The sequence below is a fragment of the Polaromonas sp. C04 genome (assembly GCF_002002705.1).
Classification (GTDB): domain Bacteria; phylum Pseudomonadota; class Gammaproteobacteria; order Burkholderiales; family Burkholderiaceae_C; genus Rhodoferax_A.
Genome location: NZ_MUNS01000028.1, coordinates 197328 through 219730 on the forward strand (window position 1 = coordinate 197328; position 22403 = coordinate 219730).

The 22403-nt window shown below is 66.7% G+C and carries 23 protein-coding genes; 13 read left to right on the forward strand and 10 right to left on the reverse strand.

The annotated features are described in order from the left end of the window. Window positions 1-163: 163 nt before the first annotated feature. Window positions 164-745, reverse strand: coding sequence for a GNAT family N-acetyltransferase (locus B0E49_RS09075; protein WP_077561872.1), 582 nt, complete (start codon window positions 743-745; stop codon window positions 164-166). Further along, window positions 745-1050, reverse strand: coding sequence for a DUF2917 domain-containing protein (locus B0E49_RS09080; protein WP_077561922.1), 306 nt, complete (start codon window positions 1048-1050; stop codon window positions 745-747). The genes B0E49_RS09075 and B0E49_RS09080 overlap by 1 nt, the downstream gene beginning before the upstream one ends. 166 nt (window positions 1051-1216) lie before the next feature. Here B0E49_RS09080 and B0E49_RS09085 point away from each other — a divergent pair, with 166 nt between their 5' ends. Continuing rightward, window positions 1217-2125 (forward strand): LysR substrate-binding domain-containing protein, encoded by a 909-nt coding sequence (locus B0E49_RS09085; protein ID WP_502688701.1) that lies wholly within the window; start codon window positions 1217-1219, stop codon window positions 2123-2125. A 62-nt stretch (window positions 2126-2187) separates the two neighbouring features. Here B0E49_RS09085 and B0E49_RS09090 read toward each other — a convergent pair whose 3' ends face one another. From B0E49_RS09090 to B0E49_RS09100, 3 genes are all read right to left on the reverse strand, one after another. Beyond that, window positions 2188-2391: a 4-oxalocrotonate tautomerase gene (locus B0E49_RS09090; RefSeq protein ID WP_077561874.1), complete on the reverse strand. Its 204-nt coding sequence runs from the start codon at window positions 2389-2391 to the stop codon at window positions 2188-2190. Between the two features lie 52 nt (window positions 2392-2443). Beyond that, window positions 2444-2995, reverse strand: coding sequence for a DsbA family protein (locus B0E49_RS09095; RefSeq protein ID WP_077561875.1), 552 nt, complete (start codon window positions 2993-2995; stop codon window positions 2444-2446). Between the two features lie 74 nt (window positions 2996-3069). Beyond that, a complete protein-coding gene (locus B0E49_RS09100; RefSeq protein WP_077561876.1) occupies window positions 3070-5586 on the reverse strand; it encodes a DEAD/DEAH box helicase in 2517 nt (838 codons plus the stop codon). 157 nt (window positions 5587-5743) lie between these two features. On the opposite strand from B0E49_RS09100, the gene B0E49_RS09105 reads away from it, so the two are divergent. Together B0E49_RS09105 and B0E49_RS09110 are read left to right on the forward strand one after the other, a co-directional pair. Further along, complete coding sequence (locus B0E49_RS09105; RefSeq protein WP_077561877.1) at window positions 5744-6040, forward strand: toxin-antitoxin system TumE family protein; 297 nt, start codon at window positions 5744-5746, stop codon at window positions 6038-6040. Beyond that, window positions 6021-6365, forward strand: a complete 345-nt coding sequence (locus tag B0E49_RS09110) for an HVO_A0114 family putative DNA-binding protein (RefSeq protein WP_077561878.1) — start codon at window positions 6021-6023, stop codon at window positions 6363-6365. Before B0E49_RS09105 ends, B0E49_RS09110 begins: the two co-directional genes overlap by 20 nt. 47 nt (window positions 6366-6412) lie before the next feature. Here B0E49_RS09110 and B0E49_RS09115 read toward each other — a convergent pair whose 3' ends face one another. Then, window positions 6413-8629, reverse strand: a complete 2217-nt coding sequence (locus B0E49_RS09115; protein ID WP_077561923.1) for a malate synthase G — start codon at window positions 8627-8629, stop codon at window positions 6413-6415. An 11-nt stretch (window positions 8630-8640) separates the two neighbouring features. Beyond that, on the reverse strand, window positions 8641-9372 hold the full coding sequence (locus B0E49_RS09120) for a haloacid dehalogenase type II (RefSeq protein ID WP_077561879.1): 732 nt from the start codon (window positions 9370-9372) through the stop codon (window positions 8641-8643). Between the two features lie 173 nt (window positions 9373-9545). Here B0E49_RS09120 and B0E49_RS09125 point away from each other — a divergent pair, with 173 nt between their 5' ends. Genes B0E49_RS09125 through B0E49_RS09135 form a run of 3 tightly spaced genes read left to right on the forward strand, consistent with a single transcriptional unit; the run spans window position 9546 to window position 12897 of the window. Beyond that, window positions 9546-10481 carry a LysR family transcriptional regulator gene (locus tag B0E49_RS09125; RefSeq protein ID WP_077561880.1) on the forward strand — a complete coding sequence of 312 codons (936 nt, stop codon included), beginning with the start codon at window positions 9546-9548 and terminating at the stop codon, window positions 10479-10481. Beyond that, window positions 10478-11308, forward strand: coding sequence for a ChbG/HpnK family deacetylase (locus B0E49_RS09130; RefSeq protein WP_077561881.1), 831 nt, complete (start codon window positions 10478-10480; stop codon window positions 11306-11308). Before B0E49_RS09125 ends, B0E49_RS09130 begins: the two co-directional genes overlap by 4 nt. Then, on the forward strand, window positions 11305-12897 hold the full coding sequence (locus tag B0E49_RS09135; protein WP_077561882.1) for an ArnT family glycosyltransferase: 1593 nt from the start codon (window positions 11305-11307) through the stop codon (window positions 12895-12897). The genes B0E49_RS09130 and B0E49_RS09135 overlap by 4 nt, the downstream gene beginning before the upstream one ends. Here B0E49_RS09135 and B0E49_RS09140 read toward each other — a convergent pair. From B0E49_RS09140 to B0E49_RS09150, 3 genes are all read right to left on the reverse strand, one after another. Beyond that, window positions 12838-13206, reverse strand: a complete 369-nt coding sequence (locus B0E49_RS09140) for a GtrA family protein (protein ID WP_077561883.1) — start codon at window positions 13204-13206, stop codon at window positions 12838-12840. The two genes, B0E49_RS09135 and B0E49_RS09140, sit on opposite strands and share 60 nt — an antisense overlap. A gap of 2 nt (window positions 13207-13208) precedes the next feature. Then, window positions 13209-14228, reverse strand: a complete 1020-nt coding sequence (locus B0E49_RS09145; protein WP_077561884.1) for a glycosyltransferase family 2 protein — start codon at window positions 14226-14228, stop codon at window positions 13209-13211. A 101-nt stretch (window positions 14229-14329) separates the two neighbouring features. Continuing rightward, entirely contained in the window at window positions 14330-14632 is a 303-nt protein-coding gene (locus tag B0E49_RS09150) for a PsiF family protein (protein WP_077561885.1), read from the reverse strand. A gap of 148 nt (window positions 14633-14780) precedes the next feature. On the opposite strand from B0E49_RS09150, the gene argS reads away from it, so the two are divergent. From argS to B0E49_RS09185, 7 genes are all read left to right on the forward strand, one after another. Next, entirely contained in the window at window positions 14781-16478 is a 1698-nt protein-coding gene (gene argS / locus B0E49_RS09155) for an arginine--tRNA ligase (protein ID WP_077561886.1), read from the forward strand. An 8-nt stretch (window positions 16479-16486) separates the two neighbouring features. Continuing rightward, the gene (locus B0E49_RS09160) at window positions 16487-17140 is read left to right on the forward strand and encodes an SPOR domain-containing protein (RefSeq protein ID WP_077561887.1); all 654 of its coding nucleotides are present in this window, start codon (window positions 16487-16489) and stop codon (window positions 17138-17140) included. Between the two features lie 88 nt (window positions 17141-17228). Continuing rightward, a complete protein-coding gene (locus tag B0E49_RS09165; RefSeq protein ID WP_077561888.1) occupies window positions 17229-17879 on the forward strand; it encodes a thiol:disulfide interchange protein DsbA/DsbL in 651 nt (216 codons plus the stop codon). A gap of 107 nt (window positions 17880-17986) precedes the next feature. After that, window positions 17987-18628 carry a lipopolysaccharide transport periplasmic protein LptA gene (gene lptA / locus B0E49_RS09170; RefSeq protein WP_077561889.1) on the forward strand — a complete coding sequence of 214 codons (642 nt, stop codon included), beginning with the start codon at window positions 17987-17989 and terminating at the stop codon, window positions 18626-18628. Continuing rightward, on the forward strand, window positions 18625-19419 hold the full coding sequence (lptB, locus tag B0E49_RS09175) for an LPS export ABC transporter ATP-binding protein (protein ID WP_077561890.1): 795 nt from the start codon (window positions 18625-18627) through the stop codon (window positions 19417-19419). The genes lptA and lptB overlap by 4 nt, the downstream gene beginning before the upstream one ends. A gap of 10 nt (window positions 19420-19429) precedes the next feature. Continuing rightward, on the forward strand, window positions 19430-21022 hold the full coding sequence (locus tag B0E49_RS09180; RefSeq protein WP_077561891.1) for an RNA polymerase factor sigma-54: 1593 nt from the start codon (window positions 19430-19432) through the stop codon (window positions 21020-21022). Continuing rightward, window positions 21019-22383 (forward strand): THUMP domain-containing class I SAM-dependent RNA methyltransferase, encoded by a 1365-nt coding sequence (locus B0E49_RS09185; protein WP_077561892.1) that lies wholly within the window; start codon window positions 21019-21021, stop codon window positions 22381-22383. The genes B0E49_RS09180 and B0E49_RS09185 overlap by 4 nt, the downstream gene beginning before the upstream one ends. The last annotated feature ends 20 nt before the right edge of the window (window positions 22384-22403 follow it).

Genomic DNA, 22403 nt, shown 5'->3' on the forward strand with positions numbered 1-22403 from the left:
GGCCACACAGCCATTTGTTTGGTCGCTGCAGAGCGCGAATTGGGTCGATTTTACCGTGCCGTTCGCGCCCGCTTCGGCGCCGAAGCTGCAACAGAAAGAAAACGGCTGCCGGGGCGGCCGTTTGCCCGGTTTATGCATCAAATCACCTTGTAGCCCTTGCCAGTCATGCACAATCAGCTATCAATTCAGGAGTCGCCGGAGCCACCAGCGCGCGCTGTACGCGCACCAGCCTCGCGTCGCCCGGGTGCCGCTGCACGGCAAATCCATTGGCCTGGGCCAGGGCCAGCATGGGTGCGTTGCCGCGCAGCACGTCGCCATACAGCTGCGTCACGCCTTGTGCGCGGGCGGCGGCGACCAGCAGGCACAGCAGGCGCCGGCCAATGCCGAGCCCGTGCCAGGCGTCGGCCACCGCGATGCCGAATTCGGCCACCTCGGGCGCGCCGCCGACGCGCACGAAGCGCGCATCGCCCAGTTGCGTCTGCTGGCCGCCCGCGAACGATTCGGCCACCAGCGCGAAGTGGTCGTGGTAATCGATGTGCGTGAACGCCTGCGTCAGCGCATCGGGCAGCTCGCTCAAACCCACCTGAAAGCGCAGGTAGCGCGACTGCGAGGTCAGGCCGTGCGCGACGAACGCGCGCTCTTGCACATCATCCTGCGGCAGCACCGGGCGCAGCGTGACCCAGTCGCCGCCGGCGAGCTGCAGCCGGTCGATCCATTCGACCGGGTAGCGCGCTGCGGCGTCCATCACACCAGCACCTGTTCGAACATCAGGCCGGGGCGGCGCCGGTTGCGCTCGTGCAGCGACGGCGCTGGCGCGGGCGTTGCCGACACCGTGATGCACGATGGCGCCAGCGCCGTGATCACGGCGTGCCGGTGCTCGGTGCTGGCAAAGCGGTCGCCGGCTTCGAGCACGATGTCGCGCCGGTCGCTGTCGAGCGTGATCCACACGGTGCCGTCGCGGCAGTCGATCTGCACGCTGGCCGCATCTGGCAGGCGCAGCATCGCGTCCTTGCGCAGGCTCAGGTCGAAACGGTTGCTATCGGGTTTCATGGCAGATCCTTTCGCATTCATGGTACGAATGAATATACTGAGTGAATCTCCTCCTCTCAAACGGTCAATTGGAATCATTGGCATGCGTACAGGGAATGCGAAGCCTTCATTCACGGCGCCGCTGACGGGCGCCATCCCGCGCTCGGAGCTGCCCCGGCTCGACCTGCTGCGCAGCTTCGAGGCGGCCGCGCGTACCCTGAGCTTCACGCTGGCCGCCAAGGAGCTGTTTCTCACGCAGTCGGCGGTGAGCCGGCAGATCCAGCAGATCGAGGCCGGCCTGGGCGTGCCGCTGTTCGAGCGCCGGCACCGCGCGCTGGTGCTGACCGAGGCCGGCCAGGTGCTGCAGCGCGCCGTGGTCGACTGCCTGGAGCGCCTGCGCGATGCCACGGCCCGCGTGCGCGCCAGCACCCAGCTGCGCCAAGTGGCCATCACCACCACCGCCGGTTTTGCCTCACTGTGGCTGATTCCGCGGCTGGAGCGCTTCACGGCCGACCACCCGGGCGTGGATGTGCGGGTCTCGGCCACCAACGAGCTGCTGGATCTGGCGCGCACGCATATCGACGTGGCCGTGCGCTTTTGCCGCGTCAGCGATGGCGTGGGCCAGCCCCTGTTCGAGGAGACGGTGTACCCGGTGTGTGCGCCGCAACTGCTCGGCAACCCCGTCAAGCCCTTGCAGACGCCGGCCGACCTGGTGCAGCACACGCTCCTGGCGATGATGGAGACGCCGCAGGAATCGGCACTGAACGCCGACTGGGCGCCGTGGCTGAACATCATGGGCCTGCCCGAGCTGCGCACGAAGAATACCCTGCGCTTCACCCAATACAGTGATGCCATTGCGGCCGCGGTGGCCGGCCAGGGCGTGGCGATCGGCCGCCTGCCGCTGGTCGCCTGGCTGCTGCGCGACGGGCGGCTGGTGGCCCCGTTCGGCGGCACGGCCGCCTCGCAGCGCGGCTACTTCGTGGTCGCCGCGCCGCGCGCCGCCTGCAACCCCGATGCGCAGGATTTTGTGCGCTGGCTGCGGGCCGAGGCCGAGGCGCCGGTGGTGGCAAGCGCTCCGCCTCAGGTTTTTAGTTAAATCACGTGCTAGCCCTTATAGGATCTTCGCATGATGCTATTGATTAAATAGCGACCTGGTATTCAGGCGGGTGTGGCCGGGCGCGGCTCCGACCACAGCTTGCCGCCGGTGGCCCAGTTTCCGCGCGGCACATCGATCAAGAGAATGTCGACCGCCTCGGGCGAGCCGCCCAGCACCTCGACCGTGACGCGGGTGATCTCCGTGACCAGTTTTTTCTTTTGCTCGGGCGTGCGGCCTTCCAGCATTTCAACGTGAATGGTGGGCATGGGGATCCTCGGATGGAAAAGTGGGTGAGGCGAGGATCATAAAAGCTCGCGCCTACCCACGGGCGCGCAGCGCCCGGTCAATCGCCTGATGCAGGTGCTGCATGCCGAAGGAAACGTCCGTGACCTTGCCGTTCACATAGAACGTCGGCGTCGCGCGCACGCCCAGGTGTTGCGCGCCGGCCAGGTGCTCCTGCACGCGCTGCAGGTACACGTGATCGCTCATCTCGTTCTGGTAGCGCAGCAGGTCCAGGCCGATGTCGCCGGCGTAGTCCAGCAGCTGCTTGTCCTGCAGATGCTGTTGATGTGTGAACAGGAGGTCATAAAACGGCCAGAACATATGCTGGGCGCCCGCCGCCTCGGCGGCCTCGGCCGCGAGTTCGGCGTGAGGATGGATCTCCCGCTGCGGGTAGTGGCGGAACACAAAGCGCAGCTGCGGGCCGAAATGATCGAGCATGATCTTCATCGCCGCATAGGCCTGGCCGCAGGACGGGCATTCGAAGTCGCCATATTCAATGACGGTCACCTCGGCGGAAGCCGGGCCCAGGATATGGTCGGTGGCCGCATCGGGCTTGAGCAGCGGGTCGCGTTTGACGGGGGCAATCATGGTTTTGCCTTTCGTGGAGGTCGCATCAGCTTAGCCAGATTGGGCTCGAAAGAAAAGCCGCCCGCGTGCGCCGGTTAGCGCAGCCAGGGCTCGAATGCCCTGGCCAGCTGCTGTAACAGGGCCGGCTCGGGTAGCGGTAGCCGCACGCTGGCCTGGCCCGTGAGGGGATCGCGTTCGATCGTGATGGGCGCCATGCCAGGCAATGCGCCGCCAGCGGAGCGCGCGCTTGCCAGCCCCTGCAGCAACGCAGCACCCGCCTCAAGGAAGGCGGCCCACGGGTCCGCAAGCTCGGTGCGTGGCATCACGACTTCGGCGCTGGCCTCGGTATCGGTCGTGACCGGTGTCGCGTCCTGCGCCTGAGACAGGTCGACCGGTGCGGGTGGCAAATCGGCCGCGCCCGCTGTTGCAGGTGGCTCCGCTGCCGTATCCGCGTCGGCCTCGCCCATGGCTCCGGCCACCTGCTCGACGCTTTTCATGAACTGGGACAAGCGCGTGCCCTGCAGGAATACCTCGTGCTCGCCGCCGTCGAGCACGCCCGTGAACAGCGACTTCTTGAAGGCCAGTACCGACAGCATGCCCTCCTCGATGCTGCCCTGGCCGACGAAGTCGATCACCTGTACGCCGCGCGACTGGCCCATGCGGTGCACACGGCCGATGCGCTGCTCCAGCACCGCTGGATTCCAGGGCAAATCCATGTTGACCACCACGGCCGCCGCGTGCTGCAGGTTCAGCCCCACGCCGCCGGCGTCGGTGGAAAGAAACAGGCGGCAATCCGGATCGCTGTGGAACCGCTCTACCAGCGCACCCCGCTGGTCGCCCGGCACGCTGCCGCTGAACAGCACATGGCCCCAGCCGCGCCGGCCTTCGCCCGGAACCCGCTGTGCCAGGCGGCGGCGAATCAGCTCATGCGTACCCAGCCACTGGCTGAACACCACGGCCTTGGCGGCCGGGTCTTCGAACAGCTCGTCCAGCAAAGTCATTAACTCATCGACCTTGTGCCCGTGGTCGGTCTCGTGATCGAGCAGGAAGGTGCTGTTGCAGGCCATGCGCATGTTCTGCAAGGCGCACTGCAGGCGGCGTTGGTCGCCGTCCGACAGGTAGCCGGTCTTGCGCCAGCGCGAGACGATGCGCGTGACGATGGCGCCGTTCTCGTCGTGGTGCACACGCTGCTCGGGCGTCAGCGGCACGAAGATGCGGTTGTCCACGCGCGCCGGCAGTTGCGTCAGCACCTCGGCCTTGCGCCGGCGCAGCATCACTGGCGCAAGGGTCTGGCCGATGCGGTCCAGCGCGCGGTAGCCGATGACGCGGCCGGCCTCGTCGCGCAACTGGTGCTCATCGAGCAGCCGCCAGGTCGGCCCGAGCCGATGCTGGTCGACGAACTGCACGATCGAGATCAACTCCTCCAGCCGGTTTTCCAGCGGCGTGCCGGTCAGCACCACGCAATACGGGCTGGTAATGCGCTTGAGGGCGCGCGCGGCGATGGTGTTCCAGTTCTTGATGCGCTGCGCTTCGTCGGCAATCACGAGTTCCGGCCCCCAGGCATCGATCAGGTCGGCATCGCGCGCCAGCGTTTCGTAGTGGGTGATCTTGCAGAACGCTTCTTCGCGGTACTGACTCTGGCGCTGCGCGCGCAGGCCGTGGATCACCTGCACCTCGCGCTCGGTGCAGCGCGTGAACTCGTTCTTCCACTGGTGCTTGAGCGAGGTCGGGCACACCACCAGCACGCGCCGCACGCCGAAGTGGTGCGCGAACAGCTCGGCCGCGGCGATCGCCTGGATGGTCTTGCCCAGGCCCATCTCGTCGCCGATCAGCGAGCGGCCGGCGCGCGCGGCAAACAGCGCGCCTTCGGCCTGGTAGGGATAGAGCTTGACCTTCAGGAGCCGGGTGAGCGCCTTGTCCCGGATGCCCTTGGGATAGGCCTCGACCAGGGCCGCGTGGCGGCGTTCGCCGTCGCGGATCTGGGCAACGAACTGCCAGACATCATCGTGGCAGCGCAGCTCATGGCCGCAATCTTGCGCGGCCCGCATCAGTCGCTCCAGTCCGCCCTGCCTGTGTCGCACCAGGGCCCCACCGGCAGAGGCGTCGAACAGTTTTCCGGCCTGGGCCAGCAAGGCCGGCGGGCAGCCCGCCCCGGCGCGAAAGCGCACCTGGCGCGCGCCCGTGTAGGCTAGCCAGATCTCGCTGTACTCGGACTGGAACCCGCGCGCCAGCGCCGCCTTGCCGCCGCGCCTGGCCTGCAGCCGGGCGAGGGTGAACTCGATGTGCTTGCAGGTGCCCAGGTCGTTGGTGGCGTAGTCGGGGCAGGTGCAGAAGTTCTGGCCCGGGGCCTGGCCGCGGATGGCCACGCGGTAGTGCGTGCCGCTTGCGGGGTTGTGCACGCGGAAGTCGGAAAACACTGGCGCCTGCCCCAGGTTTTCCAGGCCAAAGTTTTGCTCGCGGCCGAACTGGCGGCGCAGCGCGGTCTGCCAGTCGGCGACCTCGAGTTCGGCAGGGCGGCGCGTGCGCGAGAGGCGGAGTTCGGCCGGCCGGGCGGCCTTGGCCGTCCTGGCTTTCAATCGGGGCTTGCGCAAGGTAGGGGTGGAGGTCGGCATCGGTGGGACGCTGCGGTGCGGGTGGTGAATGGGGGTCCTAATTCTCACTTATTACCCGGAGTCCTCGATGCTTGCTGACTATGCGCCAGCCTTCACATCATGAGTATTTTTGTTGGAGTAATTGACAACACTGCGACATGTTGTCAAAATCTCCAACATGAGAGCCAAGCAACTGGTGAAGCAACGTGTCGAAGTCCATGCACGGGCCTTTGCCGAACTGGTGATCTGGCAGTTGGCCGCGCCGTTGGCCGGGAGCTCACATACGTTCAAGTACCGTCTGGCTTATGTGGTGGCTGGCATTTGCGTGCTGCGTTACGACAACGAAGCCGGTAAAGGCAATCACCGGCATTGGGGATCGACTGAAGCCACCTACGAATTCAGCAACCCGCGCCAGTTGATGGCTGATTTTTTTGAGGATATCCGGAGGTACAACCATGAGCACCCTGAAGATTGATGTTCGTTCCCTCGCAGGCAGTCTGACCGATGCGGTCCAGGCGATGGAAACCGGCCACGCCCAGCCGCCAAGGTACAGCTTCTCTTCCGCGCAAGCGCTGATGCGCACCCTGGGCGGCAAGCGCTTTGATTTGATACAGGCGCTGGCGGGTGCTGGTGCCGTCACCATCCGCGAAGCGGCCCGCCGCGTCGATCGCGACGTGAAGGCAGTCCATGGCGATGTGCAGGTCCTGCTGGCCTGCGGCGTGCTGGACAAGACGGCAGACGGAAAGATCGAGTTTCCGTATGACGCGGTGCATGTGGACTTTTTGCTGAAGGCGGCGTGACCGCATGCCTTCTTCCGCTGCCTTAATCCTTAACCGTTACGCCGTAGTTACGCCGCTGCCTTCACCTTCAACCGCCACCCATGCAGCAGCGGCTCGGTATAGCCGCTGGGCTGCACCAATCCCTTGAACACCAGGTCACACGCCGCCTGATACGCCATGGAGGTGTCGAAGTGGCCCGCCATCGGCTTGTACAGCGGATCGCCCGCGTTCTGGCCATCCACCACGGCGGCCATGCGCTCGAAGGTCTCGCGCACCTGCGCTTCGGTCACCACGCCATGCAGCAGCCAGTTGGCCATGTGCTGGCTGCTGATGCGCAGGGTGGCGCGGTCTTCCATCAGCGCCACGTTGTGGATGTCGGGCACCTTGGAGCAGCCCACGCCCTGGTCCACCCAGCGCACCACGTAGCCCAGGATGCCTTGCGCGTTGTTGTCGAGTTCCTGCTGCTTCTCGGCCGCGCTCCAGTTGGGCGTGGCGGCCACCGGGATCTGCAGCAGGCCGCCGAGCAGGGCGTCGCGCGCGGCCACCGGGTCGGTCTGCGCGTTGGCCTTTTCCATCTGCGCCTGCACTTCGGCCACGTTGACCTGGTGGTAGTGCAGCGCGTGCAGCGTGGCGGCGGTGGGCGAGGGCACCCAGGCGGTGTTGGCGCCGGCGCGCGGCTGCGCGATCTTTTGCTCCAGCATCGCGGCCATCAGGTCGGGCATGGCCCACATGCCCTTGCCGATCTGTGCGCGCCCGCGCAGGCCGCAGGCCAGGCCGACCGCGACGTTGTTCTTCTCATAGGCGGCGATCCACGCGCTGGCCTTCATGTCGCCCTTGCGGATCATCGGGCCGGCGCGCATGGCGCTGTGCATCTCGTCCCCGGTGCGGTCCAGGAAGCCGGTGTTGATGAAGGCCACACGCGCGCTGGCGGCCGCGATGCAGGCCTGCAGGTTGATGCTGGTGCGGCGCTCCTCGTCCATGATGCCGAGCTTGACGGTGTTCTCGGGCAGGCCCAGCAGCGCCTCGACGCGGCCGAACAGCTCGGCGGCGAACGCCACTTCCCTGGGGCCGTGCATCTTGGGCTTGACGATGTAGACCGAGCCGGTGCGCGAATTCTTGATGCCCGCCTGGCCCTGGCGCTTCAAATCATGGATCGCGATGGCGGTGGTGACGACCGCGTCCATGATGCCTTCGGGGATCTCGTGCGTGCTGCCGTCCCTGGCCGTGTACAGGATGGCCGGATTCGTCATCAGGTGGCCGACATTGCGCACGAACATCAGCGAGCGGCCGTGCAGCGTGACGGGCTTCCCATCCGCGCCGGTGTACACGCGGTCCGGGTTCAGGCCGCGCGTGAAGGTCTTGCCGCCCTTGGTGACTTCCTCGGTCAGCGTACCCTGCAAAATGCCGAGCCAGTTGCTGTAGGCCAGCAGCTTGTCCTCGGCGTCCACCGCGGCGATCGAGTCCTCGAGATCGAGGATGGTGGAGAGCGCAGCTTCCATCACCAGGTCGGATACGCCCGCCGCATCGCTCTTGCCGATCGGCGTGTTGCGGTCGATGCGGATGTCGATATGGATGCCGTTGTTTTGCAATAGCACCGAGGATGGTGCCGCGGCATCGCCCTGGTAGCCGATGAACTTGGCGGGGTCTTGAAGGCCGGTGCTCGATCCGCCCTTGAGCGCCACCACCAGCTTGCCGCCGGCGACCGTGTAGCCGGTCGTATCCTGGTGCGAACCACTCGCGAGCGGCGCGGCCTGGTCCAGCACCTTGCGCGCGAACTCGATGACCTTGGCGCCGCGCACCGGGTTGTAGCCCTTGCCCTTCTCGGCGCCGCCGGTCTCGGGGATGGCATCGGTGCCGTACAGCGCGTCGTACAGCGAGCCCCAGCGCGCGTTGGCCGCGTTCAGCGCGTAGCGCGCATTCAAAATCGGCACCACCAGTTGCGGGCCGGCCTGCACGGCGAGTTCGGCATCGACGTGGGCCGTGCTGGTCTTTACGCCGGCGGGCGACGGCACCAGGTAGCCGATCGTTTCCAGGAACTTGCGGTACGCCACCATGTCGCGGATCGGGCCGGGGTTGGCCTGGTGCCAGGTGTCGAGTTCGGTCTGCAGCCGGTCGCGCTCGGCCAGCAGCGCGATGTTCTTTGGCGCCAGGTCGGCCACGATGGCGTCGAAGCCCTGCCAGAAGGCGCTGCTCGCCACGCCGGTGCCGGGCAGCACCTTGTCGTTGATGAACTGGTGCAGCTCGGTGGCCACTTGCAGGTTGTGAACAGGGGTGCGTGCGGTCATGGGGTTCTCCATCAAGCTTCAAAAAAAGAGAGGACATCGCGCAGGCTGGCGCCGATGCGGGTGGGCGGGGTGCCGAGCTCTTCGAACGGCATCTGGTAGCGATTCACCCACAGGGTCTGGTAGCCGAACCAGGTGGCGCCCAGCGCGTCCCAGCTGTTGCTGCTCACAAACAGGATGTTCGCGGCCTTCAGGCCGGTGGCCTGCTCACCCAGGGCATAGGCCTCGGGGTGGGTCTTGTACTTGCGCACGGCATCCACGCTGATCACATGATCCAGCAGACCTTCCATGCCGGCGCTGCGCACCGCGATGCCGAGCATCTCGGGGTCGCCGTTGGACAGGATGCCGGTGGCGATGCCCCGGGCCTTGAGCGCCTTCAGCACGGGCTTGTTCTCGGGAAAGGCGCTCAGGTGCCGGTACTGGTTCATCAACTGGTCGATTTGACCATTAAAAGTGGCTATGGCCTCCGCCGATGCTCCGGGAGGTGCTATTTTTTTAATAGCGTACGCGAGCGCGGCCCGGGTCAGTGCCCAGAACGGCTGGTAGTGCGCGCCGTGGTTGCTGGTGGTCACGAGCCGCGTGTATTCGATCTGCTTGTCGCGCCAGAGCACGCTCAAGGCCTGGCCGCGGCCCGGAAACAGCTGCTCGGCCAGCAGGCCCACGCTGTACACGTCGAACAGCGTGCCGTAGGCATCGAACAAAACCGCTTGGGGCTTTTCAACGGGAGTAGTACAGGCTTGTTCCATGCATCTACTGTATTCGATACTTTGTGGTGGACTTATTAAGTCAAAGTCGTTTTATTCATGACTTTTATGGTTGTAATCAAGGCTGGGCGCCGAGACCATCAAGGCCGGGCCGATCCGCCACGCGGGCATCAAGCGGGAGTGGTTTGTGACTTCCATGCGCATAATCTGGCGCCATGGACAAGCTCAAGGCCATGGAGTCGTTTGTGTCGGTGGCGACGCGGGGCAGCCTCACGGCTGCGGCCCAGGCCGAGGGCGTGGCGCCGGCCATCATGGGGCGCCGGCTCGACGCGCTGGAGGAGCGGCTCGGCGTCAAGCTGCTGGTGCGCACCACGCGGCGCATCACGCTCACGCATGAGGGCAGCGCCTTTCTGGAAGACTGCCAGCGCCTGCTGGTCGAGGTCGCCAACGCCGAGGCCAGTGTGTCGGCCGGCGGCGTCAAGGCCAGCGGGCATCTGCGCATCACCGCGCCGGCGGGCTTTGGCCGGCGCCACGTGGCGCCGCTGGTGCCGCGCTTTCGCGAGTTGCATGCCGACGTGACGATTTCGCTGAATCTGAGCGACCGCGTGGTCGATCTGGCGGCCGAGGGGCAGGACTGCGCGGTGCGCGTGGGCGATCTGCCCGATTCCTCGCTGGTCAGCGTGCGCCTGGCCGAAAACCGGCGCCTGTGCGTGGCCACGCCCAAATACCTGCGCCAGCATGGCACGCCGCAGCACCCGAGCGAGTTGGCGCGCTTCGACTGCCTGACCCTGTCCAGCGGCGCCTCGCAAAGCCGCGGCTGGGCGTTCCGCGTGCCGATCGCCACGGGCGAGCGCGCCGGCGACGCCGAGGTGATCCACCTCAAACCCGGCGGCCCGCTGGACTGCACCGATGGCCAGGTGCTGCACGACTGGTGCCTGGCGGGCGGCGGCATCGCGTGGCGCAGCACCTGGGAAGTCGAGTCCGAAATCGCCAGCGGCCAGCTGGTCGAGGTGCTGGCCGATTTTGCGGCGCCGCCGAACGGCATCTACGCCGTGTTTCCGCAGCGCCGGCACCTGCCGCTGCGCGTGCGCCTGTGGATCGATTTTCTCAAGCACAGCTACGGCCAGCCGGGCTACTGGCAGGCCGCGTGAAGTCGCTGGTGCTGTGCGCCGACGATTTCGCGGTGCACGCGGGCGCCTCGCAGGGCATTGCGGCCCTGGCGCGCCAGGGGCGGCTGTCCGCCACCAGCGCCATGGTGCTGTCGCCGCGCTGGCCGCAGGACGTGGCGCTGCTGCAGGAGTTGCGCGGGCGCATCGATATCGGCCTGCACCTGGACTGGACCAGCGAATTCGCGCAGGCCGCCGGCCATGGCCTGTCGCTTGGCGCGGCGATGCGCCGGGCGCTGCTCGGCGGCTTCGACCGCAGCGCGGCGCGCACCGTGATCGAGCGCCAGCTCGATCTGTTCGAGGCGCAATGGCAGGCGCCGCCCGACCATGTGGATGGGCATCAGCATGTGCAGCAGTTCGCCGGCATCCGCGAGCCGCTGGTCGAGCTGCTGGCGCGGCGCTACCCGGGCCGACTGCCGTATTTGCGCGTGTCGCAGGTGCGCTCTGGTGTCGGCGAACGCCTTGGCTTCAAGTCCCGCGTGATCTCGGCGCTGGGCTCCAATGCTATAAAGAAGATAGCTGATGGCGCAGGTGTAACAAGGGCTGATGCCTTGTTGGGTGTCTATGATTTCGCAGGCGATACGGCCCGCTATACCGCGCTGATGGACGGCTGGCTGGCGGGCGCGCCGGCCGGCGCCCTGCTTATGTGCCATCCGGCCGCTGCAGCCGACCCGGATGACGAGATCGGCGTGGCGCGCCTGCGCGAATACGCCTACCTGGCAAGCGGCGATTTTGCTGCGGCGCTGGCGCGCGCGCAGGTGGAACTGGTGCGCGGGGCGCGCGCTCTGCAGCCACTACACTCCCCGCCATGACCCTTCCCGCATCGACCCAAGAACAACGTCGAAAATCCTGGCTCCGGCTCGTCGTCCTGTGGCTTTTGCTGCTGCTGCTGGCCGCGCTGCGCCCGCTGGCCGTGCCGGATGAGGGGCGCTACGGCGAAGTCGGCCGCTGGATGCTGCAAAGCGGCGACTGGCTCGTGCCGCGCCTGGACGGCCTGCCGTTCTTCCACAAGCCGCCGCTGTTGTACTGGCTGGAGGCCGTGTCGCTGGCCGTGTTCGGCAGCCATGTGTGGGCGCTGCGGCTGGTGCCGGCGCTGCATGCCGGCATCATGCTGGCGGGCCTGTACCTGGCGGCCCGCGCCATCGCCGGCGAGCGTGTCGCGCGCCGCGCCGGCCTCATGCTGGGCACCAGCGTGGCGTTTTTGCTGGGCGGCCAGTACGTGAACCACGACATGATGGTGGCAACCTGGATCGGCATCGCGGTCTGGTGTTTCGCGTTCGCCTTCATGCACGGCGCGCGCCCGCATGCGAACCTGGCCCGGCTCGGCTTTGTGGCCTGCGCGCTCGGAGTGCTCAGCAAGGGACTGATCGGCCTGCTGCTGCCCGGCCTGGTGCTGTTTTTGTGGCTGCTCTGGACGCGCCAGTTCCGCAAGGTGCTGGCGCTGCCCTGGGCGAGCGGCCTGTTGCTGTTCAGCGCAATCACCGTGCCCTGGTTCGTGCTGATCGCGCAAAAATACCCCGGCGCGATGGACTACCTGTTCGGCACGCAGCAGTTCACGCGCTTCACGGCCGATACCTTCAACAACGTCCAGCCCTGGTGGTTCTATATCGCCAGCCTGCTGATCCTGCTGTTTCCGTGGGCCTTTTTTGCCGGCAAGCCGCTGTGGGACGCCGTGAAGCGGACCCCGGCGCCCGACGGAGTGGCCCGGGAATGGTCCAGCCTGTGCTGGATCTGGCTCGCCGCCATCCTCGCGTTCTTCTCCATCCCCGCCTCCAAGCTGATCGGCTATATCCTGCCCGTGACCCCGCCGCTGGCGTTGCTGGCGGCGCTGGGCTGGGAGCGCACGCTGGCGCACAGCCGGTTTGCGGGCCGGGTGTTTGCCGCCCTGGCGGCGCTGATCATGGCACTGGCGCTGGCCGTCAGCCTGCTGGTGACCCGCTTCACCGACGACAAACTGAGCGGGGATGTCGCGCAGACCCTGGCCTGCGACGCGAGTCCGGCGGACACGGTCTATGCGGTCGGCAACTATCCCTACGACTTGCCGTTCTACGCCCAGGTCCGCCGGCCCATCGTGGTGATCCAGGATTGGCCCCGGCAGCGCAAAACGGCCGGCGACGTGTGGCAGCGCGAGCTGTTCGAGGGCGCCGATTTCGACCCCGTCGCCGGCCGCGTGCTGCAGACCCCCGATGTTCTACCGGCGGCCAGCGCGCAACCCGGCAACTGGCTGCTGGTCCGGCGCGGCCGTGAGGGCGCGTTCGGCCCGCCCGCGTGGCTGCGGGTTCAAACCGGCACCGGCTGGGTGCTGTTCAAGTCGGGCGCCAGCGCCGCGCCGGCGACTGCGTCAGCGCCGGAAGGCCCAATAGCGGCTCAGCAAAAAGGTTTGCCCGGCTGCAAACACTAGCGCGGCGAACAGCGCGACAAACGACGGCCAGCCCAGTTCTCGCAGCAGCAGCACAAACACGATCTCGTTGGTCGCAAAGCCGGCCAGCGCGGTCATGAGGAAGCGGCTGAAGCTCTGCGTCACGCTGGTGCCCGCATCGCTGAAGCTGAGCCAGCGGTGGCCCGAAAAACTCACGAAAAACGCCACCGTGAAACCGATGGCGTTGGCCACTTCCGGCCACACATGGGCATGCGTCAGCGCAAACACCAGCATGTGGGTGAGCGCCGCGGCGCTGCCCACGGCGATGAACCAGAAGCCGGACTTGCCCATGTTCAGAGCAGCGAGGCGTCCTGCAGCCGGGCCGCTCGGGGTTCGTCGTCCCCGCGCGCGCCCGCGGCGATCAAGCCATCTCCCGTGCGCTGGCTGAGCAGATAGGCCGGGCGCTGCTTGACCTCTTCGTAGATGCGCCCCACATACTCGGCCAGGATGCCCATGCCGAGCAGCTGGATGCCGCTGAAGAACATCAGGCCGGCCACGATGGTGGCGTAACCCGGCACCTCGACGCCCGTGATGAAGTATTCGATCACGACCCAGACGCCGTAACCCAGCGCGCCGACCGACAGCAGCAGCCCCAGCGCCGTGAGCAGACGCAGCGGCGCGGTGGAGAACGCCACCATGCCGGTCAGCGCGAGCCGGAACGAGCCGCCCAGGCCGAAGTTGGTCTGGCCATCGGCGCGCGGCAGCGGCTCGTAGTCGATCGCCGTGCTGTTGAAGCCGACCCAGGCGTACAGGCCCTTCATGAAGCGGTTGCGTTCGGGCAGCGACTTGAGCGCCTGTACCACCTTGCGGTCCATCAGGCGGAAGTCGCCGGCATCGGCCGGAATCTCGATATGGCTGCCCCAGTTGACGAGCTTGTAGAACAGGCCGGTGAGTCCCGCCTGCAGGCGCGACTGGTCTGCGCGGGTCTTGCGCACGGCATACACCACGTCCGCGCCTTGCTTCCATTTTTCCAGCATCTCGCCCAGCAGGGACGCCGGATGCTGTCCATCCGCATCCATCATGACGACCAGGTCGCCGCACGCCGCGTCGATGCCGGCGGTCAGCGCGGCCTCCTTGCCGAAGTTGCGCGAGAGCTGCAGCAGCACTATCTGCGGATGCGCCGCGCACAGGCGCTGCGCGACCTGCACGGTCTCGTCGCGGCTGCCATCGTCGACCACGATCAGTTCCACCTGGGGCGAGAGCGCGGCCAGCGCGGCCAGCACCTGCGGCACCACGATATCGAGGTTGCGCGCCTCGTTGAAGGCGGGCATGACGCAGGAAAGGGACGGGGTCTGATCGGCGCGAGAGGTCATGCGCGCATCATGCCAAAAGAAAACCCCGCCCTATGGCACGGGCGGGGTTTTTTTGCGCAGGCAAAGACGGGCTGATGCCGCCCGGCCTGGCCGGGCGACGTTTATTTCGCGTCGGCCATGCACTTCTTGAGGAAGCTGGCTTTGGCGGCGCCCGCCAGCTTCTTGTCGGCGGCGGCTTGGTCGCAGGAGGGCTTCGCGGCCGGGGCTGCGGCGGCCGGCTTGGCGCTCAGGCAGTCTTTCATGAAGGCCTTGCGCTCATCGCCCTTCTTGCCGGCGGCATCGGCGTTGCAGGTGGCCATCTTGGTCTGCTGCGCCGTTTTGGCGCCCTCGGCAGCGTGGGCCACGCCCATGCCCATGGACAGAGCCAAACCCATGGCGGCGATCAGGGGAAGAAGTTGTTTCATGGAATCTCCTGGAGAGGAACGTGTTGAAGGGAAAGGCATCCTGCAGGGAAGAAAAAATCCCTGCAGGATTGCAACACACAACGTTCGGACCGGCAATATGGATGACGCGAGCCCCTGGGTGAGCGCCGCCGCCCCGTAAAATCAGCCGATGCTCTCTGTCAAACAGGAATTGCTCGCGGCGCTGGCCGGCGAGCTGGAAAAACTCTCGCCCGGTGCGGGATTGAGGGCGGCCTTCGAGTCGCCCAAGGTGGCCGCGCATGGCGACCTGGCCTCCACGGCGGCCATGCAGCTGGCCAAGCCCTTGAAGCAAAACCCGCGCCAGGTCGCGGAGAGCCTGCGTCAGGCGCTGCAAAATTCAGAGCCCTTCAAGCGCTGGGTCGGCGCCATCGAGATCGCCGGGCCGGGCTTCCTCAATATCCGGCTCAAGCCCGAGGCCAAGCAGCAGATCGTGCGCGAGGTGCTGCAGGCCGCCGACCGCTTTGGCGTGCAGGGCAGCAACGGGCAGCGCGTGCTGGTGGAATTCGTCTCGGCCAACCCAACCGGGCCGCTGCATGTGGGCCATGGCCGCCAGGCGGCGTTGGGCGACGCCATCTGCAACCTGTTCCAGACCCAGGGCTGGGACGTATACCGCGAGTTCTACTACAACGACGCGGGCGTGCAGATCCAGACGTTGGCTAACAGCGTGCAGCTGCGCGCCCGGGGCTTCAAACCCGGCGATGCGCAGTGGCCCAGCGGCGAAAACGCCCCCGCCTACAACGGCGACTACATCGCCGACATCGCGGCCGACTTCCTGGCGAAAAAGACGGTCAAGTCCGACGACCGCGCGGACACCGCCTCGGGCGACGTAAACGACCTCGATGCCATCCGCCAGTTCGCCGTGGCCTACCTGCGCCACGAGCAGGACCTGGACCTGCAGGCGTTTGCGGTCCGGTTCGACAACTACTACCTCGAATCGAGCCTGTACACCAGCGGCAAGGTCGCGGCCACGGTCGCGAAGCTGCAGGCGGCCGGCAAGACCTACGAGCAGGACGGCGCGCTGTGGCTCAAGTCCACCGAGTATGGCGACGACAAGGACCGTGTCATGCGCAAGGGCGACGGCAGCTACACCTACTTCGTGCCCGACGTGGCCTACCACATCGCCAAGTGGGAGCGCGGCTTTCACAAGGTGGTCAACATCCAGGGCACCGACCACCACGGCACCATCGCGCGGGTGCGCGCCGGCCTGCAGGCGGCGAATGTGGGCATTCCCACGGGCTACCCCGACTATGTGCTGCACACCATGGTGCGCGTGATGCGCGGCGGCGAGGAAGTCAAGATCAGCAAGCGCGCCGGCAGCTACGTCACGCTGCGCGACCTGATCGAATGGACCAGCAAGGACGCCGTGCGCTTCTTCCTGCTGAGTCGCAAGCCCGATACCGAATATGTGTTCGACGTCGATCTGGCGGTCGCCAGGAACAACGACAACCCGGTGTATTACGTGCAGTACGCGCATGCGCGCATCTGCTCGGTGCTGGCCGCATGGAAGGACAAGGAAGGCGGCGACGCGGCCCGGCTCGCGAGCGTCGACCTGGCACCACTGCAAAGCGCCCCCGCGCTGGCGCTGATGCTGCAACTGGCCAAATACCCGGAGATGCTGGGCGCGGCCGCGCAGGATTTCGCGCCGCATGACGTCACTTTCTACCTGCGCGATCTGGCCGCCACCTACCACAGCTACTATGATGCCGAGCGCATCCTGGTGGACGACGAGGCCGTCAAACTGGCGCGGCTGGCGCTGGTGGCCGCCACCGCGCAGGTATTGCACAATGGTCTGGCAGTTCTGGGCGTGTCGGCGCCCGCAAAAATGTGAGCAATTCAATGAAACAGCAATTCGGCGGCACCATCGTCGGCTTTGTCATCGGTGTCGTGGTGGGTCTGGGCGCGGCGCTGGCCGTCGCCGTGTACGTCACCAAGGTGCCGATTCCGTTCGTCAACAAGGGCGTGAGCCGTGCCCCGGACCAGGATGCGGCCGAGGCCGTGAAGAACAAGGACTGGGATCCCAACGCGCCGCTGTATGGCAAGAACCCGGTGCGCCCGGCCTCGGCCGCGGCCGGCGGCGCGGTCGACAACACGGGTGCGGGTGCCGGTGCAACGCCCGGTGCGGCCACGGCCCCCTTGCCTCCCGCGGTCGTGGGCGGCAGGACCGCAGCCGTCCAGCCGCCGGTTCCGCCGGCGGTGTCGGGCGATCCGCTGGGGGATCTGGCGAAGGCCCGCTCAGGCAGCAGTGGGGCCGATCCGTTCACCTACTTTGTGCAGGCCGGCGCGTTCCGGACCGCCGAAGATGCCGAGTCGCAGCGCGCCAAGCTGTCGCTGATGGGGATCGAGGCCAAAGTCTCCGAGCGCGAACAGGCCGGACGCACGGTCTGGCGCGTGCGGGTCGGGCCGTTCGACACCAAGGGCGATGCCGACAAGGCCAAGGAGCAGCTCGATGGCAGCGGCATGGAAACAGCGCTGGTGCGCGTGCAGCGTTAAATGGCCGCGCGCCTTCGCGTGACGTGCCGCATGGGAACTTCAGGCCGGGTCGGCCCTCTGACTCTGATATTGACAGGAGCGTAACTTGATGAAACGTCGTGAATTCTCGCTGGCCGCCGCCTCGGCGCTTGCCGCCTCCACCCTGACTGTGCCGGCCGCCCATGCCCAGGGGAAAAAATTCGTTGCCGGCACGGACTATCTGGTGCTGGACAAGCGCGCCATGGTCGAGACGCCCCCCGGCAAGGTCGAGGTCATCGAATTCTTCTGGTACAGCTGCCCGCACTGCAACGCGTTCGAGCCGGCGCTGGACAATTGGGTCAAGCGCCTGCCCAAGGATGTCAATATGCGCCGCGTGCCGGTGGCGTTCAATGCGAGCTTTGTGCCCGAGCAGCGCCTGTACTACACGCTGGAAGCCATGGGCAAGCTCGACGAGCTGCACGTCAAGGTGTTCTATGCGATTCACGTCGAGCGCCAGCCGCTCGACCGCGACGCCGGCATTACCGCCTGGGTGCAAAAACAGGGCCTGGACACGGCCAAGTTCGCCGAGATCTACAACTCGTTCTCGGTCGCCACCAAGGTGCGCCGCGCGACCCAGCTGCAGGACGCCTACAAGGTGTCGGGCGTGCCCGCGCTCGGCGTGGCGGGGCGCTTTTATACCGATGGCGAGCTCGCCCACAGCATGGAGCGCGCCCTGCAGATCACCGACTACCTGATTGGCGAGTCGCGCAAGAGCGCCTGACGCCTGCCCCGGGGCGCCACGAAAAGCCCGCTTTGGCGGGCTTTTCTGTTATTTTTGGGAGGGCTTTCGTGGTCGCGCCTTACAATGCCAGCAAGATTCATGCCTCTATGAAAAAAACTTTCACCTCGCTTTTGCTGCTACTCGCCTGTGCGCTACTCCCGCTTGGCGCGCTGGCCGAAAAAGCCGACAGCAACAAGCCGATGAATATCGAGGCGGATGCCCTGCGCTACGACGACCTGAACCAGACCAGCGTATTCACCGGCCGGGTGGTCGTCACCAAGGGCACCATCATCATTCGCGGCGCCCGGGTCGATGTGCGCCAGGACCCCGAGGGCTATCAATACGCCACCGTCACGGCCGAGCCCGGCAAGCTGGCGTTCTACCGGCAAAAGCGCGAGGGTGTGGACGAGTACATCGAGGGGGAGTCGGAAATCATCGAGTACGACGGCAAGGCCGACGTCGTCAAATTCATCAAGCGGGCCATCCTGCGCCGCTACACCGGCGCCACGCTGAGCGACGAGACCACGGGGGCCTTGATCACCTACAACAACGCAACCGACGTGTTCACCGTGGATGGCACGGTCACGAATCCGACGGGCGGCGTCGCGGGCGGCCCCGCGCGCACGCGCATCCGCGCCATGCTGGCGCCCAAGGCAGCCGCCTCGGCGCCGGCGGGCACGGCGCCAGCGCCTGCTGCGCCAGCACCCGTGCTGCGTCCCAGCAGCACGCTCGGCGGGGATCCGAAGTGACGGGCGACACGACGACGGACGCCGTGCGCGACGTGCCGAGCCGGCTCGAAGCGCGCCACCTGCAAAAGTCCTATGGCAGCCGCATGGTCGTGAAGGATGTGTCGCTGTCGGTGCAAAAAGGCGAGGTGGTGGGCCTGCTCGGGCCTAACGGGGCGGGCAAGACGACCTCGTTCTACATGATCGTGGGCCTGGTGCGGGCCGACGCCGGCGAGATCACCATCGACGGCGGCCCGGTCGAACACATGCCGATCCACCGCCGCTCGCGCCTGGGCCTGAGCTATCTGCCGCAGGAGGCGTCGATTTTCCGCAAGCTCACGGTGGAAGAAAACGTGCGCGCGGTGCTGGAGCTGCAGCGCCATGGCGCCGATGGCGACCAGGCCGGCCGTGCGCTGTCCAAAAGCGAGATCGAGGAGCGTCTGACGACGCTCTTGCAGGACCTGCGGGTGGAGCACCTGCGCGATTCGTCCGCGCTGTCGCTGTCGGGCGGCGAGCGCCGGCGCGTCGAGATTGCGCGCGCGCTGGCGACGCAGCCGCGCTTCATCCTGCTCGACGAGCCGTTTGCCGGCATCGACCCGATCGCGGTGATCGAGATCCAGCGCATCATCGTGTTTCTCAAGAGCCGGGGCATCGGCGTGCTCATTACCGACCACAACGTGCGCGAAACCCTGGGCATCTGTGACCACGCCTTCATCATCAATGATGGCCACGTGCTGGCGCAGGGCACACCCTCGGAGATCGTCGACAACGCCGATGTGCGCCGGGTGTACCTGGGCGAGCACTTCAGAATGTGAGGCCTCCCGCATGAAGCAGGGCCTGTCACTTCGCATCTCGCAGCATCTGGCGCTGACGCCGCAGCTACAGCAGTCGATCCGGCTGCTGCAGCTCTCGACGCTGGAGCTGAGCCAGGAAGTGGAGCAGATGCTCGATGACAACCCGTTCCTGGAGGTCGCCGAAGTGGAGGCGCCGCGCGAGGAATTCGGCCTGGCGCAGTCCGACACGCGGGTGCGCGAGGATGATCGTGACGCCGAGCTTGCTATTAATTCGGTAGCTGGTAGCCAGGATGACATAAGGGCTACAGCTCAAAATGATGCTGAATCCCCGCTGTCGGGCCGCGACGACGAGCAAAGCTGGGACGGTGACGGCACCAGCGAGGTCCGGCCCGACGACAGCGAATGGGGCGGCGATGCGCCCGCGCGCAGCAACAACCTGGGCGACGCGGATGCGCTGGACGCCACGGAGCTGGCGGGCAGCCAGGAATCGCTGCAGTCGCACCTGCACCGCCAGGCGCTCTCATTGCGCCTGTCGCAGGAAGATCGCGCCGCGCTGCACTTCCTGATCGAATCGCTGAATGACGACGGCTACCTGGAAGACACGCTGCAGTCGCTGGCCGAAGGGCTGGCCGGCACTGACGAGGCGCAGGTCGAGGAACTGGTGCAGTGTTTCACGGTGGCGCTGTCGCTCTTGCAGCACCTGGAGCCCGCGGGCGTCGGCGCGCGGCATCTGGGCGAATGCCTGGCGCTGCAGCTGCGCGCACTGCAGGGCTTCGATCACGGCGACCCGGCACGCCAGGATGTCGTCGAGGTTGCGCTGCGCCTATGTGCCCAGCCCATGGATCTGCTGGCGCGGCGCGACGTGCGGCGCCTGGTGCAGCTGTGCGGCGCCACTGAAGCGCAGGTCAAGGCCGCCATGGCGCTGATCGGCCGGCTCGAGCCCAAGCCGGGGCGCCGCTTCATGCAGGTGGAGCGCAATATCGTGGTGCCGGACGTGATCGTGACCAACGTCGGGCGCGGCGGCCAGCCCAAGTTTCGCGTGCAGCTCAATCCCGACGTGATGCCGCGCCTGCGCGTGCACGACATCTATGCGAATGCACTCAAGCAGCACAAGAGCGGCGGGCGCGATGCGTCGAACCACGCGGCGCTGCAGCAGCGGCTGCAGGAGGCGCGCTGGTTCATCAAGAACATCCAGCAGCGTTTCGACACCATCCTGCGCGTGTCCAACGCGATCGTGGAACGGCAAAAGAGCTTCTTCGTGCACGGCGAGCTCGCGATGCGCCCGCTGGTGCTGCGCGAGATCGCCGACGAGCTGGGCCTGCACGAGTCCACCATCTCGCGCGTGACCACCGCCAAGTACATGGCCACGCCGTACGGCACCTTCGAGCTCAAATACTTCTTTGGCTCGGGCCTGGGCACCGAGACCGGCGGCAATGCCTCCAGCACCGCGGTGCGCGCACTGATCAAGCAGTTTGTCGCGGCCGAAGATCCCTGCAAGCCGCTCAGCGATAACCAGATTGCCGACATGCTGAAGGAGCAGGGCATCGAGTGCGCGCGCCGCACCGTGGCCAAATACCGCGAGGCGCTGCGGATTGCCCCCACCAACCTGAGAAAAACCCTGTGAACCAGTTGCAACTTTTTCTGCCCTGCGCGGCCGGCGTGGAAGCCTTGCTGGGGGCCGAGGTGCAGCGTATCACCGGCGCCGCCGACCGGGATCTGCAGACGCTGCGCGGCGGCGTGCAACTGGGCGCGTCGTGGCGCGATGCGCTGCTGCTGAACCTGCACAGCCGGCTGGCCCAGCGCGTGCTGGTCGAGCTCTCCAACACCGAGTATCGCAACGAGCAGGACCTGTACCACGCCGCCGCCAGCGTGGCGTGGGAGATCTGGTTCACGACCCGGCAGACCTTCAAGGTCGAGGTCACCGCGCAGCACAGCCCCTTGACCAGCCTGAACTTTGCCGCGCTCAGAATCAAGGACGCGGTTGCCGACCGCTTCCGCCACAAGAGCGGCGTGCGCCCCGACGTGGACACCCAGTGGCCCGACGCGCGCATCTACCTGCACCTGACGACCGACCGCGCCCTGCTCTACATCGACACCTCGGGCGAGCCGCTGTTCAAGCGCGGCTGGCGCGAGGACAAGGGCGACGCCCCTTTGAAAGAAACGCTGGCCGCCGCCATGCTGGCCGCCAGCGGCTGGGATGCCGCGACCCCGCTGTACGACCCGTGCTGCGGCAGCGGCACGATCGCGATCGAGGCGGCGCAAATCGCCTGCCATATCGCGCCCGGCTCGCTGCGCCGCTTCGCCTTCGAGAAGCTGCTGCCGTTCCAGAGCCACGTCTGGTCGGCCATCAAAAACGAAGCGATAGCGCTGCAGACCGCACCGTCCGCGCCCATATTTGGCAGCGACGTGGCGCACCGCATGGTGGATTTCGCGCAGCGCAATGCGGCGCGCGCCGGCGTCGGCGCCGCGGTGGAATTCCGCGGCGGCGATGCGCTGCAGCGCCTGCCACCGGCGCCCAGCGGCGTGATGCTGGTGAATCCGCCGTACGGTGAGCGCATCGAGGTCGCCGGCGTGGCCGGGGGCGGTGCGCGCGGACGCGTCTTCGTGCAGGACATAGCGCGCTTCGGCGCGCGCGAGAGCGCACAGATGGACAGCGAGGAAGGCGGCGAATTCTTCAGCCGTCTCGCCGCCCACTGGAAGAAAAACTACGCCGGCTGGACCGCCTGGGTGCTGACGCCCGACCTGAAACTGCCCAGCCGCATGCGCCTGAAGGAGTCGCGCCGCGTGCCGATGTGGAACGGCCCGATCGAATGCCGCTTGTTTCGGTTTGACATGGTCAAAGGATCCGCAAGGAGAAATGGCCCCGACTCACCACGCGAAGCTGGCGGAGACGAGGTCGGATCAAGGCCCGAAAACGGTGGCGAATCACCAGGCGGAAAAATGGGGTCGGACCGCGAAAATCGGGTCGGATCACCGGGAGCGTAGCGAACGTGTGCTCTGACCCC